This is a genomic window from Streptosporangium carneum (assembly GCF_027922005.1).
GTDB lineage: Bacteria > Actinomycetota > Actinomycetes > Streptosporangiales > Streptosporangiaceae > Streptosporangium > Streptosporangium carneum.
In genome coordinates, this window is the sequence record NZ_BSEV01000011.1 from 42,535 (window position 1) to 56,747 (window position 14,213).

The 14,213-nt window shown below is 70.3% G+C and carries 12 protein-coding genes; 10 read left to right on the forward strand and 2 right to left on the reverse strand.

All coding sequences use genetic code 11. The features are described 5' to 3' along the window. The first annotated feature begins 908 nt into the window (after nucleotides 1-908). Nucleotides 909-1,466, forward strand: a complete 558-nt coding sequence (locus PKF00_RS23270) for a cysteine hydrolase family protein (RefSeq protein ID WP_271219736.1) — start codon at nucleotides 909-911, stop codon at nucleotides 1,464-1,466. Nucleotides 1,467-1,532: 66 nt separating this feature from the next. On the opposite strand, the gene PKF00_RS23275 is transcribed toward PKF00_RS23270, so the two are convergent. Further along, nucleotides 1,533-2,705 carry a hypothetical protein gene (locus tag PKF00_RS23275; RefSeq protein WP_271219737.1) on the reverse strand — a complete coding sequence of 391 codons (1,173 nt, stop codon included), beginning with the start codon at nucleotides 2,703-2,705 and terminating at the stop codon, nucleotides 1,533-1,535. Between the two features lie 277 nt (nucleotides 2,706-2,982). Here PKF00_RS23275 and PKF00_RS23280 point away from each other — a divergent pair, with 277 nt between their 5' ends. Then, a complete protein-coding gene (locus PKF00_RS23280; protein WP_271219738.1) occupies nucleotides 2,983-3,270 on the forward strand; it encodes a hypothetical protein in 288 nt (95 codons plus the stop codon). Nucleotides 3,271-3,492: 222 nt separating this feature from the next. Here the strand turns inward: PKF00_RS23280 and PKF00_RS23285 are convergent, their stop codons facing one another. Next, nucleotides 3,493-4,689: a PucR family transcriptional regulator gene (locus PKF00_RS23285; RefSeq protein WP_271219739.1), complete on the reverse strand. Its 1,197-nt coding sequence runs from the start codon at nucleotides 4,687-4,689 to the stop codon at nucleotides 3,493-3,495. Nucleotides 4,690-4,843: 154 nt separating this feature from the next. Between PKF00_RS23285 and PKF00_RS23290 the strand changes: the two genes are divergently transcribed. From PKF00_RS23290 to PKF00_RS23325, 8 genes are all read left to right on the forward strand, one after another. Beyond that, nucleotides 4,844-6,304 (forward strand): aldehyde dehydrogenase family protein, encoded by a 1,461-nt coding sequence (locus PKF00_RS23290; RefSeq protein WP_271219740.1) that lies wholly within the window; start codon nucleotides 4,844-4,846, stop codon nucleotides 6,302-6,304. A 31-nt stretch (nucleotides 6,305-6,335) separates the two neighbouring features. Then, nucleotides 6,336-6,527, forward strand: a complete 192-nt coding sequence (locus tag PKF00_RS23295; RefSeq protein WP_271219741.1) for a ferredoxin — start codon at nucleotides 6,336-6,338, stop codon at nucleotides 6,525-6,527. Then, nucleotides 6,524-7,693 carry an NAD(P)/FAD-dependent oxidoreductase gene (locus PKF00_RS23300; RefSeq protein ID WP_271219742.1) on the forward strand — a complete coding sequence of 390 codons (1,170 nt, stop codon included), beginning with the start codon at nucleotides 6,524-6,526 and terminating at the stop codon, nucleotides 7,691-7,693. The genes PKF00_RS23295 and PKF00_RS23300 overlap by 4 nt, the downstream gene beginning before the upstream one ends. A gap of 150 nt (nucleotides 7,694-7,843) precedes the next feature. Beyond that, complete coding sequence (locus tag PKF00_RS23305) at nucleotides 7,844-9,028, forward strand: cytochrome P450 (RefSeq protein WP_271219743.1); 1,185 nt, start codon at nucleotides 7,844-7,846, stop codon at nucleotides 9,026-9,028. A gap of 97 nt (nucleotides 9,029-9,125) precedes the next feature. Then, the gene (locus tag PKF00_RS23310; RefSeq protein WP_271219744.1) at nucleotides 9,126-10,166 is read left to right on the forward strand and encodes an alcohol dehydrogenase catalytic domain-containing protein; all 1,041 of its coding nucleotides are present in this window, start codon (nucleotides 9,126-9,128) and stop codon (nucleotides 10,164-10,166) included. 207 nt (nucleotides 10,167-10,373) lie between these two features. Continuing rightward, nucleotides 10,374-11,615: a flavin-dependent oxidoreductase gene (locus tag PKF00_RS23315; RefSeq protein ID WP_271219745.1), complete on the forward strand. Its 1,242-nt coding sequence runs from the start codon at nucleotides 10,374-10,376 to the stop codon at nucleotides 11,613-11,615. A gap of 47 nt (nucleotides 11,616-11,662) precedes the next feature. Next, a complete protein-coding gene (locus PKF00_RS23320; RefSeq protein ID WP_271219746.1) occupies nucleotides 11,663-13,120 on the forward strand; it encodes a 4-hydroxyphenylacetate 3-hydroxylase family protein in 1,458 nt (485 codons plus the stop codon). Nucleotides 13,121-13,196: 76 nt separating this feature from the next. Next, nucleotides 13,197-14,201 (forward strand): amidohydrolase family protein, encoded by a 1,005-nt coding sequence (locus PKF00_RS23325; protein WP_271219747.1) that lies wholly within the window; start codon nucleotides 13,197-13,199, stop codon nucleotides 14,199-14,201. Nucleotides 14,202-14,213 lie beyond the last annotated feature (12 nt).

A 14,213-nucleotide genomic window follows, 5' to 3' on the forward strand; every position in this document is an offset into this window, starting at 1 on the left:
CTGGACATCGGAAAGTGAACTCGTCACGGAGGAAACTCCAAATGATCCGGCGTCGAGACCGCTCAGGTGGCCGCGCCGGGACGAGAGTTCGGGCATGGTGAAACGAATCCCCGGGCGATCACGTGAGGGTTCTCGCGAATAAACGTTTGTTTCGCGGTGCTGCGTCGAGCGAGAAATGGATCCCCGGAGTCCGGGGACACGAGGGCATTCGTGTCGTCGCTGGGCCGTCCTGGCTGGTTGAACCGTTCCAACGTCGGAAGGGAATGCCGATCGACGATAGTGAGAAAGGCCTCGTTGTCCCCCGTTCACGAGCCGTTCAAGCAGTTCGAGCCGTCCGGCGACGATGTCGCCGGCGATCAGGATCCGGAGGATGCCCGTCGTGGACGAACCGCAATGAATTCGGTCTGAATTTCACCTGACACGTGCGTTGGCACGCCTGTCACGTAAGCGACCTAATCATTGATCACCAGGGGGACGCAAGTCCTCGGATGCAGGTGGAGTGACAGATTCCGGCCACAGTTACGCATGGTGATTGAGGTGGGGAGATGTGCGATGAGACTCGGTTGTTTCGAGCTTATGAGTTTTTTTCACGAACCATGATCAAGCTCGGCTTTCGCAGTTTTCGCTTCAGCGGGCGATCCTATTAACAGGACACTCTTGTTGTGTGTGGCTGTATCCGCCAAAATCTGGTGACGGGGCGACGTGCCGGTCTTTCTCGGCGTGTCGCTGCCAGGAGGGGACACCTCGGACGTTCTCGGGCGACGCCCGCCCGCCGAGGCTCCGGGCGGCGTCACCCTCGAACCGGTCGTACGGCACGCCCGTCACACCCGCCCGCGATCCCGAGGGTTGTCGGTGACTCTGTCTACTGTGGAGCGGCACAAGATCCGCGACGAGAGACAGAGGCTCCCATGACGACCCTGCCCGACCGGCCGAACAGCGCGCTGCTCGTCATCGACGTCCAGAACGGGGTGGTGGCCGGCTCCCACAACCGCGACGATGTGATCAAGAACATCAACGTCCTGGTCGACAGGGCCCGAGCGCAGGACGTGCCCGTGGTCTGGGTGCAGCACTCCAGCGAGTATCTCCAGCGTGACAGTGAGGGCTGGCAGTACGTCCCGGAGCTGGTCCGCCGCGACTCGGAGCCCCTCGTCCACAAGACCCACGGCGACTCCTTCGAGGACACCGACCTGGAGGAGCGGCTCGCCGAGCGCGGGGTCGGCCGGCTCGTCGTCACCGGCGCCCAGACCGACGTGTGCGTCCGCTCGACCCTCCACGGAGCCTTCGTACGCGGATACGACGTGACGCTGGTCGGCGACGCGCACACCACGGGGGACCTCAGCGAGCACGGCGCGCCCACCCCGGACCTGGTGATCGCGCACACCAACCTCTACTGGCAGTGGCAGAGCGCGCCCGGCCGCCAGGCGGGAACGGTCGACACGTCGGAGGTGACCTTCACGGCGGGCTGAGGCCGGCGCGACGATCCGCGAGCGACGGGTTCGCCGATCCGCGGTGCCTCACGTCGCCGGACACGCTCAGTGCGGGTTTCCCGTGACGCCTTCGTTCGGGTCTTCGCCGGTGTCCCCGGCCTCTCCTCTGCCGACGCTTTCCTCGCGCAACCGGCTTGCCAGCTCCAGGAACTCACGCCTGGCGCGCTCAGGGTCCTCGCCTGCGAGCAGCGCCTCGGTCAGCGCGTCCAGGGGCCAGGCCACGAGCACGCCATGCCGTGCGAAGTACAGCGCGACGTTCCGAATCCGATAAGCGTCGGCGGTGTCGAGCCAGGCGCAGGCGAGCAGCCGCCAGATCCAGCGTCGCGAACGGCTCAGCTTGTTGGTCGCGATGACCGAGCTGACATCGATCAGTGTCGCGCCGTTCGGGCCGCCGACCAGGATGTCGTTGTCGGACCAGTAGGAACCGAAGACCGGCCTGGCGATTCCCCAAGGGCGTCCCGTCGGGGGATGTCCGGCCAGGCGGCGCATCTCATTCAGGCTGCCGGAGGTGTGGAGCCGTCGCACCAACTCGACCGACTCGGTGACGACGGCCTCATCGGCGGCGGCGTGCAACTGCTCGACAGTCGGCGTGCTCTCCTGGAACAACCGGTAGAACGGCTCGTCGACGAGGTCGTTCCGGTAGACGTACTCCAGCGTCGCCAGCAGCCAGCACAACCGTGCCAGCCCCTTCTCCGCCCCGACCTGCCCGAACGGGGCATTCATCGCAAAATAAGCACGAATCCTGTCAAACAAATCACTCAATATCGACTCTGCTGAGAAGTCGGGAAACCTTGAGAAAGGCGACAGGTAATCATCGTTCATGTACTTTCCGGCGCCGTGCTCGGTGGCGATGTCCAGCCATCCGGTCAGGGTGGGGCGCAGATCAAGCGCCCTGCGGCGCTCGGCCTCTCGCAGGAAAACATGGGTCGGATAAAGGCCGGCCTGTCGGTGTGCCCAGTCGAGCCCCACCAACCCGACCTTCACGAGTCCGTACAGCGCCGAATAAGGCGGAGCGGGTTGCACCAGTGTGGCCATTCGAATGCCGAAAGCCCGGTCGACCTGCGTCCAGTGACGTCTGCCGACCCGTTCGGCCGGTCGCACGGCCGACTGTTCCTTGGTCTCAACGGTCACTCGACGCGCGACCTCGTCCGACCCGGTCAACCGCTCAGCGCACCATTCCCCCAGCTCGCCGAAGTACAAATGTGAAATGAGCGACATGCCCTGACTGTAGCGGGCCGTAAGTCGTTCCAGAAGGGCTGCTCTGGCCGTTTGCCTTCGACATCCGTGCTCCCCGGCTCCGGGGTCTGACCTTTGTTCGCCTGGTCAGAGGGTTGGCGTCGTCAGCCAGGCGCGAGGCGTCCAGGAAGGCGGAGAGTCTGGTAAGGGGTCCCCATGGCGTGGACCGCCTGAGCGCTGGATCATGGAGCCCTGACGCGCTCCGAGGTTTTCGGAAAACTGTTCCGTGGTGGGTTCGTGCTGCTTTCCGTTTTTCCAGATGACCGTCGTGAGTCCGTCGGAGGCCGCGATAACCGAGCGCGGAGTTTCGACGCCGGGAATCGTGTCAGAGTTCGATGTGCCCGACGACGCCGCAGCGGACTCTTCGGGAAATCCTTCTCCGCCCACGTTTCCTGGGCCTGAGCGATTCCTAAACAAACGGAACAGGCTGTGCCGCACCCAGCCCGACTTCGAGAACCCCGAAAGCCTGAAGAGCTTCCTGGAGGAGCGGGAACGCATCCGCGCCGGGACCCTCTTCGAGGACTCCGGAATAGAAGACAGGGTGTAGGCGGCGCGGTGACGGACGTCCCCTGGCCTCCGCCACCGCGCCGCAGCCCCAGAGCATTCTTACCGGAGCGTCGCCTGACAAACATGGAAGAAACTCCTATCTCAGCCGGAACGACGCGGGAGCGGTGTGACGTGCTGCGACAGAAGCGTCTCGACCGGCATATTTCTTCTACGACCCGGGCATTCGCGCCCGCCCGCTCCTCGGTGATCCGCGAAACGGAGGCTAGGCGACGCGGAGGCCGGCGAGGGTGGCCACTCGGAGGCCGGTGTGGAGCTCGCGGCGCACCTGACCGTCGGACAGGTCGCTCTGGACGATCTCGTGGATCCGGCCGAGCCGGTAGTACAGCGTGCTGCGGTGGATGACCAGGACGCGGGCCGTCAGCTGGGCGTCGGCGCCGTTGTCGAGGTAGGCCTCCAGGGTCCTGGCCAGCTTCTCGCCCGAGGGGGCCTCGAGCAGCCGCCGGACCGTCGGCGGAAGGTCGTCCGCGGTGAGCGAGTCCAGCGGCAGCTGGACGAGCAGGCGGTCGAGGCCCAGAGCGTCCCAGTGGGCCGACGGGCCGTAGCGGGCCGGGTCGGCCGTCGCGGCGCGCCAGGCCAGGACGGCCTCCCGGTGGGACTCGCGCACCTGCGTCAGGGACTCGCAGGCGCGGCCCGCCCCTGCCCTGAGCGACTCCAGGCCGGGGCGTCTCAGCAGGGAGGCGAGTCGTTCCGGGTTCACCGGCCTGGGGATGACCAGCACTCCCTCGTCGCCGATCACCGCCCCGCACGCCTTCAGCGAGGTCGACCGGACGATCGTCGCCAGGGCCTGCTCGATGGCGAGGCGGGGCCCGCTCATGAAGCGCGCCGCGGAACCCGTGGACCGCGCCGGGGAGTGGGCCGGTCTGAAGACCATCACGGCGTATCTGGCGGCGGAGCTCAGCAGTCCGGCCTCCAGGAGCTCCTCGGCGGCGGCGGCCCGGCACGCGGGATCCTCCGAGAGGAGGTCGGTCAGCAGGCGGCGCGCGTCCCCGGAGGACTGGCGGTGCTGAAGGCTGCGCAGGGCCAGCATGGTGCCGATCTCGTCCTCGGCGGCGGACAGGACCCACTCGTGGTGCGGCTCGAGCTCTCCGTCGGGGTCGCCGTCGATGTAGGCGATGTATCCGACGACGAACCTGTCGCGCCAGATCGGGTAGATCACCCGGGCGGGCGTCCCCTCGTGCGGCGGCAGCCGTACGGGGGAGTGCGCCTTCCCCACCTGGTGGGCGGCGATCATCTCCTGGGCGCGGGCGCTCGCCCTGCGCGACAGGATCACCGACCTGCGCGCCTCGTCCACGTCGTCCCCGTGGACGCTGAACGCCACGAGGTTCAGGTCGGCGTCGTAGAGCACGACGGGGCCGTCGAGCTGCTCCGCGAGTGTCTGGACCATGTCGTCGAGGCTCATGTCACCCCTCCCGTTCCGACACGGTGTCGAAGTATTAGCACGGAGATTAGTTCACCTGGTGCGAAGCGACACCCGGATACCGCGACGTAACCTCCTGAAAACGCCGATTTAACCCAAGCCCTTGCTTGGGTTCCGCGTGATTTGGAGCGTTTCAGTGAGCCAATGTGATTTCGCGTCGGTCTCCGGTCAGCTGTTCTCCGACGGGTGGCGTCCCGGTGGCGCAGGGACCGCGGACGTGCTCGAGGTGGCGACCGGCGAGCGCATCGGCGAGATCGGCCTGGCGGACGGCGCGGACGTCGAGCGGGCCGGGGCGAGCGCGTCGGCGGCCCAGCGCGAATGGGCTCGCGCCTCCTTCAGGGAGCGCATCGCCGTGATGACCAGGGCGGCCCAGGCGCTCGAGTCCATGCGGGCGGACATCGTGGAGACGATGATCCGGGAGACCGGCGGCATCCGGGCCAAGGCCGAGCAGGAGGTGACCAAGGCCCTGGACGAGCTGCGTTCTGCGGCGGGCCTGCCGGACCAGCCGTACGGCCAGCTCCTGCCGCACGACGACCCGTCCACCCTGAGCATGGCCAGGCGTGTCCCCGTCGGAGTCGTCGGTGTGATCGCCCCCTGGAACGCTCCGCTCATGCTCGCCATCCGGTCGGTGGCCCCGGCGCTGGTCCTCGGCAACGCCGTGCTGCTCAAGCCGGACGTCAAGACCTCCCTGAGCGGGGGCGTCGCGCTCGCCCGCGTGTTCGAGGCCGCGGGGCTGCCCTCCGGGCTGCTGCACGTCCTGCCGGGCGGCCCGGAGACGGGCGAGGCCGTCGTGCGCTCCCCGCACACGTCGGTCATCTCCTTCACCGGCTCCTCCGCCACCGGGAAGCGGGTCGGCGAGATCGCGGGCGGCCTGCTCAAGCGGGTGGTGCTGGAGCTGGGCGGCAACAACGCGTTCGTCGTCCTCGACGACGCCGACCTGGACGCCGCCGTCAACAACGCGGCCTGGGGCTCCCTGCTGCACCAGGGCCAGATCTGCATGGCGACAGGGCGTCACCTCGTGCACGAGCGGATCGCCGACGAGTACGTCGAGCGCCTCACCGAGCACGCCGCCTCCCTCGTCATGGGAGACCCGAAGCGCCCCGAGGTGCGGGTCGGACCGCTCATCGACGCCCGTCAGGCGAGCAGGGTCCACGACATCGTCACCGCCTCGGTCGCCTCAGGCGCGGTGCTCAGCACCGGCGGCTCGCACGAAGGGCCCTTCTACCGGCCGACCGTGCTCGACCGGGTCACGCCCGAGTCCCGCGCGTTCACCGAGGAGATCTTCGGCCCGGTGATCCCGGTGACCAGGTTCGCCTCGGACGACGAGGCGGCCGACCTGGCGGGCATGACCGCCTACGGCCTGTCGGCGGCCGTCCACACCGGGTCCATGGCCCGCGGCCTCGCCCTGGCGGAACGGCTGCGCACGGGCATGGTCCACATCAACGGGCAGACGATCAACGACGCCGCCCACGTGCCGATGGGAGGCATGGGCGCCTCGGGGAACGGCGGTCGTTACGGCGGCCACTGGAACCTGGACGAGTTCACCTACTGGCAGTGGGTCACCGCCCGTCCCACCCCGCCCGCCTACCCCGTCTGATCGCCCGAGACTTCGCAACAGAGGTGCTGACATGAGGATCATCGTCGACGAGACGCGCTGCGAGGGCTACGGCTTCTGTGCCGAAGCCGCCCCCCACCTGCTCGAACTCGATGACGAGGGCGAGTTGACGGTCCTGTCCGAACAGGTCGCGCCCGACGAGGCCGCGAACGCGGAGGCCGCGGTGCGCGTGTGCCCGGTCGCCGCGCTGAGGCTGCAGTCATGAGCGTGACCGGGGACACCGTGAAGGACACAGTGAAGGACATCGTGGTCGTCGGCGGCTCGATCGCCGCCGTCACCGCCGCCGACGCGCTGCGCCGGCACGGGCACGAGGGTTCGATCACGGTCGTGAGCGACGAGCGGTACACGCCCTACGTACGGCCGCCGCTGTCCAAGGGGATGCTGAAGGGCGTCGAGACCGAGGAGTCGGTCTTCATGGCGCCGCCGCGATCCGACGTCGACTTCCGCGTCAAGACCCGGGCCGTCGGGCTCGACCGCGAACGGCGGCGGGTGCTGCTCGAGGACGGGGAGGAGCTCCCCTACGACGGCCTGGTCGTGGCCTCGGGAGCGCGGGCCAGGCGGCTCGGGCCGCCGGAGGCGGGCGAGCTGGTGGTGCGCGACCTGGACGACGCGCTGCGCCTGCGCGCGGCGTTCGCCGAGGCGGGCTCGCTGGTCGTCGTCGGCGGCGGCTTCCTCGGCATGGAGATCGCCTCGACGGCGCGCGGGCTCGGCCTCGAGGTCACCGTCGTCGACCAGGACCCTCCGCTGGTCCGGCAGTTCGGGAGCCTCCTGGCCGAGCACATGACGCGGGCCGCCCTCGACGAGGGGGTGCGGATCGTCCGCTCCCCCGGCGGAGTCCGGCTCGTGGGCCAGGCCCCGGTCACCGGGGTCCGGACGGCCGAAGGGGAGCTCCTCGAGGCCGACGTCGTCGTCAGCGCGGTCGGCGACCTGCCCAACGTCGAGTGGCTGGCGGGTTCGGGGCTCGGCGGACCTGAGGGCCTGCTCGTCGACGACCGCTGCCGGGCCGCGCCGGGCGTCGTCGCCGCCGGGGACGTCGTCGCCCGCGTCAGCGACCGCACCGGCAGGCCCAGGCGTTCCCCGCACTGGGGCAGCGCCATCGACCAGGCCAGGGCCGCCGCCCTCGCCCTGCTCAGGGGGGACGAGGCCCCGCCCTACCGCCCCGCGCCGTACTACTGGACCGAACAGTGGGGCCTCGACATCAAGATCTGCGGCCGGATCCTGCCGGGGGCGATCCCGGAGGTCCTCAGCGGGTCGCTCGACGAACGCGGCGCCCTCGTCCGGTGGACCCACGACGGCGTTCCCGTGGCCGCCGCCACCGTGAACCACCGCATGCCCGTGGTCAAACTCCGCAAGCTCGCGACCGCGAGCTGACCGCGAGTCGACCCCGAGCTGACCGCGAGTCGACCCCGAGCCGCCCACGGCCCGATCGCGGCCCGACCACAGACCGGCTGCGGCCCGGTCCCGGACCGCCCGCGGCCCGACCCTGGTCACCCCCCACACCGTTCCCCTAAGGAGCACAGCATGACCGGCATCCCGGATGGTCCCTCCCTGGACCTCGACCTGTTCAGCGACGACGCCCTCACCGACCCGTTCCCCGGCTACCAGCTCATTCGTGACACCGCCCCCGCCGTCTACCTGCCCCGCTACCGGTCGTGGGCGATGGGCCGCTACGCCGACGTGCGGGCCGCGCTCGGCGACTGGGAGAGCTTCAGTTCCGCCCAGGGGATCGGCCTGAACGACCTCGCCAACGCCGCCACCCAGGGCATGATCATCGCCACCGACCCGCCGGAGCACGACAAGCTCCGCAACGTGCTGGCCGCGCGGCTGTCGCCCAAGGCGATCAGGAACCTCAAGGCGGACATCGAGCGCAGGGCGGACGAGCTCGTCGAGCCGCTCGTCAGGCAGGGGAGCTTCGACGCGGTCGGCGACCTCGCGCGGGCCTTCCCCATCTCCATCGTCCTGGACCTGATCGGCCTGCCCCAGGACGGGCGCGACAAGGTGCTCGGCTGGGCCGACGCCGCGTTCTCCGCCAGCGGCCCGCCCGGACCGCGCACCGACGCCGCCTTCCCGCTCCTTCAGGACCAGCTCGCCTACCTGTCGAGCGTCCAGCCCGACCAGCTGACGCCGGGAAGCATGGGCCGCGCGATCTACGACGCGGCGGCGGCGGGCGAGATCCGCCAGGAGTCCTGCGTCCCGCTCATGTCGGCGTACGTCACGGCCGGGCTCGACACGACGATCAACGCGATCAGCAACGCGGTCTGGTACTTCGCCCGCGACCCCGAGCAGTGGGACCTCGTCCGCGCGGACCACTCCCTGATCCCCGGCGCGTTCAACGAGGTCCTGCGCATCGAGGCGCCGGTGCAGTTCTTCTGCCGGGTCGCCACCCGCGACGTGGAGGTGGACGGCCAGAGGCTGGCCGCCGGATCCCGGGTCATGATGCTGTACGCCTCGGCCAACCGCGACGAGCGCAAGTGGCAGGACCCTGACCGTTTCGACGTCACCCGCAACCCGGTGGACCACCTCGCGTTCGGGTACGGCATGCACGGCTGCGCCGGTCAGGGCCTTGCCCGCCTGGAGGGCCACTCGATCCTCGGCGCGTTGGCGCGGCGGGTCGAGCGGTTCGAGGTCGGCACGCCGGTCCGGCGGATCAACCAGCTCATCCGGGGCCTCGACGGGCTGCCGACCACGGTCGTCCCCGCCGCCTGAGCCCCGAAGCCCCGAACCAGAAGAACCGGGTCCGAGGACCCGGGGCTCCGAACACCTGAGCCCCGGACAGCCGGGCCCGGAGAAAGGCCGAAACAGCATGCGCGCAGCGTGGTTCACCGAGCCGGGACGGATCGGTGTCAAGGATCTGCCGGAACCGGAGGTCGTCGACCCGACCGACGTCGTCGTCGACATCCTCTTCGCCGGGATCTGCGGCTCCGACCTGTGGACCTTCCGCGGGCTCGTGCCGCACGGCGAGGGCGGCATCGGACACGAGTTCGTCGGCCGGGTGCGTGAGGTGGGCCGGGACGTCGCCACCCTGAGACCGGGTGACGTCGTCATCGCGCCGTTCCTGTTCTCCGACGGCGAGTGCGAGGAGTGCCGGCGCGGCCTGCAGCCGCTCTGCGAGCACGCCGGCATCTGGGGCAAGGACTGGGACGGCGCGCAGGCCGAGAGCATCCGCGTGCCGTACGCCGACGCGACGCTCGTGAGGCTCCCCTGGCGGGAGGAGGAGATCGACGCCGACCTCGCCCGCAGGCTGATCCCGCTCTGCGACGTCTTCGCGACCGGCACCCACGGCGTCGTCCTGGCCGGCGTCGAGAGCGGCGAGACCGTCGCCGTGATCGGCGACGGCGCGGTCGGCGTCTCCGCCGCGATGGCCGCCGTCCGCGCCGGAGCCGCCCAGGTGCTCGTGCTCGGCGAGCAGCCGGACCGGTTGAAGGTCGCAGAGGCGGCCGGGGCGCGGACGCTGCTGGTCTCGCGGGAGGAGTCACCGGTCGAGGCCGTACGGGAACTGCTGGACGGCCGCCTGCCCGACCGGGTCGTCGAGTGCGTCGGCATGCAGGCGGCCTTCGACACGGCGCTCGACGTCGTCCGTCCGGCCGGTTCCGTGGGATTCGTCGGCGTGCCCCACGGCGTGAGGCAGATCGCCCCGATGCGGCTGTTCGGACGGCAGGTACGGCTCGCGGGCGGCGTCGCGCCCGCGCGCCACTACCTGCCGGGCCTGATCGACGACGTCGTGAACGGCCGCCTGGACCCGTCGCCGCTGGTCGACCGGGTCCACCGGATCGACGACATCGCCGAGGGCTACGCGGAGATGGACCGGGGGTCGGCGCTCAAGGCGATCCTCCGGATGTCCTGACCCCTCTCCGACTCTTCGACGACACCCCCGCACATCCCCGGTTTCACCGTTCGCGGCGCCACGGACGCCGACGGGCCATGCCGTCATGCCGTCATGCCCGTCGCGTCCGGGCCGCACAGGGCGAGCGCCGCACAGGGCGAGCGCCGTACAGAGCGAGCGCCGTACAGAGCGAGCGCCGCACAGAGCAAGCAGAGGAAGGAGTCGCAGATGGCGACCAAGCCCAGGGTCACGGTCCTCGGCGCCGGGATCGGAGGCCTCACCCTGGCGCTCGAACTCCACCGGTCGGGGATCGAGTGCGTGGTGCTGGAGGCCGTGCCGAAGCTGGACGCCCTCGGCGTGGGCATCAACCTGCTGCCGCACGCCACCAGGAACCTGACGCGCCTCGGCCTCCAGGAGGCCCTCGCCGCCGTCGCCGTGACCACCAGGGAGTCGGCGTTCTTCAACCGGTTCGGGCAGCTGATCGCCGCCGAACCGGCGGGCAGGTTCGCCGGTTACGAGTGGCCGCAGTTCTCGATCCACCGCGGGGACCTGCAGCAGGTGCTGCTCGGGGCCGTACGCGACAGGCTCGGGCCCGACGCCGTACGGCTCGGCTGCCGGGGCGTCCGCGTGACCCAGGACGAGACCTCGGCCACCGTCCACGTCGAGCACCCGGACGGCTCGGTCTCGGCCGTCGGCGGAGACGTCGTCGTCGGTGCCGACGGCGTCCACTCGGTCGTGCGCAGGCAGTTCCACGGCGACGTCGCCCCCCGCTACACGGGATACATGATGTGGCGCGGCACGACCGTCTGGCCGCGCTTCCTCACCGGGGCGAGCATGGTCAGGGCCGGGTGGCTGGCCACCGGGAAGATGGTCGTCTATCCGATCCGCGACGACGTCAACGACCGGGGAGACCAGCTGGTCAACTGGGTCGCGGAGGTCGAGGCCCCGATCCGCGACGCCCGCGACTGGAACCGCCCCGGGCTGGTCGACGACTTCATCGGCCCCTTCGCCGACTGGCGCTTCGACTGGCTGGACGTGCCCGCGATGATCCGGGCGGCCGACGCGGTGCTGGAGTACCCCATGGTCGACCAGGACCCGCTCGGCCACTGGACCGAGGGGCGCGTCACGCTCCTCGGCGACGCCGCCCACCCGATGGTGCCGCGCGGTTCCAACGGGGCCGCCCAGGCGATCCTGGACGCGCGCGTCCTGGCCGCCCGCCTGGCCGACACCCGGGACCCCGGCCAGGCGCTGCGCGCCTACGAGGCGGAGCGGCTGCCCGCGACCTCCCGCGTCGTGCTGACCAACCGGACCAACCCGCCGGACGCCCTCCTGAGGGAGGTCTACGACCGGACCGGGGACCGGCCGTTCGAACGCGTCGGCGACGTCATCACCCCCGAGGAGATCAGGCGGTTCAGCGAGGGCTACCGGTCCGTCGCCGGGTTCTCCCACACCGCCCTCGCACGTCCCTGACCCGCGACACCCAGACGACCACCGCAGAAACCACGAGGAGGAAAACCGTGGACATCACCAACGCCCGCGGCGCCATGACCGGCGACAGGTACCGCGAGAGCCTCGACGACGGACGGGAGGTCTGGCTGGCCGGGGAGCGGGTGAAGAACGTCGCCGAGCACCCCGCCTTCCGCGACACCGTCGAGGAGTTCGCGAGGCTGTTCGACCTGCGCCTGTCCGACCCGGAGGCCAGGGAGACCAGCCTGTTCGCCTCCCCGGAGACGGGCAACCCGGTCAGCAGGTCGTACGCGCTGCCGACCACGGCCGAGGAGCTGAGGGCGAAGTTCGCCGCCGCGGAGTGGTGGATGCGGGAGAGCTGGGGACAGCTCGGCCGCTCGCCCGACTTCATGGCCAACGTCGTGGTCGGACTGTACGACTACCGCGACGAGCTGGAGAAGGGCCGTGCCGGGTTCGGCGCCAACGCCGCCGCCTACCACCGCTACGCCATGGAGCACGACCTCGTGCTCACCCACGCGCTCGGCGACCCGCAGATCGACCGGAGCGCCAGCCCGCTCGACGACCCCGACCTGGCGCTGCGCGTCGTCGAGGAGAACGAGCGGGGCGTCGTGATCCGGGGCGCCAAGCAGCTCGCCACCCTCGCGCCGTTCTCCCACGAGGTCCTCGTCTACCTCAACAGCGTCACCGCCCAGCGCGGCGCCGAGGAGTTCGTCATGTGGTTCGCGCTGCCGATGAACGCCAAGGGCCTGAAGATCCTCTGCCGGGAGCCGCTCGGAGACCGGGGCAACGGCCACAGCCACCCGCTGGGCCGCCGGTTCGACGAGCAGGACGCCATGCTCTTCTTCGACGACGTCGAGATCCCGTGGGAGCGGCTGTTCCTGCTCGGCGACAGCATGCTCGCGCTGCGCGGGCTCAGCCGGATCAACGCCTGGAGCATGCAGAGCACCCACATCCGCTTCCACGAGCGGCTGCGTGTCTTCGTCTCCGTGGCCGCCATGCTCGCCGAGAGCATCGGGGTGAACGGCTTCCGCGGCATCCAGGAACAGGTCGGCGAGCTGATCTCCTACGCCGAGACGCTGCGCCTGGGCATCGTGGGGGCCGAGACGTCGGCGCAGCCGACCCCCGGCGGGCTGCTGGCCCCCGCGCCCAGCTACGGCCTGGGGTTCTGGTCGGCCGACGTCTCCGCCCGCGTGGTGGAGATCGTCCGCCGCATCGGCGCCTCCGGGCTGATCATGCAGCCGACCGAGGCCGACCTGGCCAACCCCGAGCTGCGGCCGTTCCTGGAGAAGTACATGCGCGGCCACGACATCGACGTGGACCGCAAGGCGCGGCTGTTCCGCGTCGCGTGGGAGCTGGTCGGCGACGGGTTCGGCTCCCGCCAGGAGCTCTACGAGTACCTGCACCGGGGCGACCCGGGCGCGGGCCGCACCCGGCTGCTGCGGACCTACGACCGCTCGTACGTCGACGGCCGCATCGCCGAGCTCATCTCCTCCCCGCTCTCCGCCTGAGCCGCTCTCCGCCCGAGCCGGTTTCCCGCCTGAGCCGGTTTCCCGCAGCACCGATCCGCACCCCTGGAAGAACGCAATGATCATCGATGTCCACGGCCACGTGACCGCCCCCGCGGAGCTGTACGCGTGGAAGGCCAACCTCCTGTCCCACCGCGGGGCGCACGGCGGAAAGGGCCCGTCCATCAGCGACGACCAGATCCGCGCCGTGCACTCGGAGCCGCACCCCAGCTTCGGGAACGTCTCCCACTTCGACCACATCGACGGCGCGGGGGTGGACGTCCAGCTCATCTCGCCCCGCCCGTACCAGATGATGCACAGCGAGCGGCCCGCCAAGATCGTCCAGTGGTTCACGGAGGAGACGAACAACGTCATCCACCGCACCTGCGAGCTGTTCCCCGGCCGGTTCAGGGGCGTGGCGGGGCTGCCGCAGAGCCCGGACCTCGAGCCGGGGGAGTGGGCCGGGGAGCTGCGCCGCACGGTCACCGAGCTGGGGTTCGTCGGCGCGCTGCTCAACCCCGACCCGTACGAGGGCACCGCGACGCCGCCCGCGCTCGGCGACCGGTACTGGTACCCGGTGTACGAGGCACTGTGCGAGCTGGACGTGCCCGCGCTCATCCACGCCGCGGGGTGCAAGCCCCCGGCGCGCGAGCCGTACAGCCTGCACTTCATCCAGGAGGAGACGGTCGCGATCTGGAGCCTGCTCTCCTCGCAGGTCCTGCGGGACTTCCCCGACCTGAAGATCGTCGTCTCGCACGGCGGCGGGGCGATCCCGTACCAGGTCGGGCGGTTCCTGCCGTCGGGCGTCCGGGCCGGAGGCACGCCGTACCTGGAGAAGCTGCGCCGCCTGTGGTTCGACACCTGCCTGTACACCCAGGAGGCCATCGAGCTGCTCATCAGGGTCGTGGGCGTCGACCGGTGCCTGTTCGGCACCGAGAAGCCGGGCACCGGCTCGCAGATCAACCCGGAGAACGGGCGCTGGTTCGACGACATCCACCTGCTGGTCGACGACATCGACTGGCTCACCGACGCCGAGCGCGAGGCGATCTTCAACAAGAACGCGAGCGACCTCTTCCGTCTCTGACGGGACGCACCG

Bases quoted from the DNA above. Each gene is read 5' to 3' on its own strand.
- PKF00_RS23270 (WP_271219736.1), top strand. From the start codon at position 909: ATGACGACCCTGCCCGACCGGCCGAACAGCGCGCTGCTCGTCATCGAC.
- PKF00_RS23275 (WP_271219737.1), bottom strand. From the start codon at position 2,705: ATGTCGCTCATTTCACATTTGTACTTCGGCGAGCTGGGGGAATGGTGC.
- PKF00_RS23280 (WP_271219738.1), top strand. From the start codon at position 2,983: ATGACCGTCGTGAGTCCGTCGGAGGCCGCGATAACCGAGCGCGGAGTT.
- PKF00_RS23285 (WP_271219739.1), bottom strand. From the start codon at position 4,689: ATGAGCCTCGACGACATGGTCCAGACACTCGCGGAGCAGCTCGACGGC.
- PKF00_RS23295 (WP_271219741.1), top strand. From the start codon at position 6,336: ATGAGGATCATCGTCGACGAGACGCGCTGCGAGGGCTACGGCTTCTGT.
- PKF00_RS23300 (WP_271219742.1), top strand. From the start codon at position 6,524: ATGAGCGTGACCGGGGACACCGTGAAGGACACAGTGAAGGACATCGTG.
- PKF00_RS23305 (WP_271219743.1), top strand. From the start codon at position 7,844: ATGACCGGCATCCCGGATGGTCCCTCCCTGGACCTCGACCTGTTCAGC.
- PKF00_RS23310 (WP_271219744.1), top strand. From the start codon at position 9,126: ATGCGCGCAGCGTGGTTCACCGAGCCGGGACGGATCGGTGTCAAGGAT.
- PKF00_RS23315 (WP_271219745.1), top strand. From the start codon at position 10,374: ATGGCGACCAAGCCCAGGGTCACGGTCCTCGGCGCCGGGATCGGAGGC.
- PKF00_RS23325 (WP_271219747.1), top strand. From the start codon at position 13,197: ATGATCATCGATGTCCACGGCCACGTGACCGCCCCCGCGGAGCTGTAC.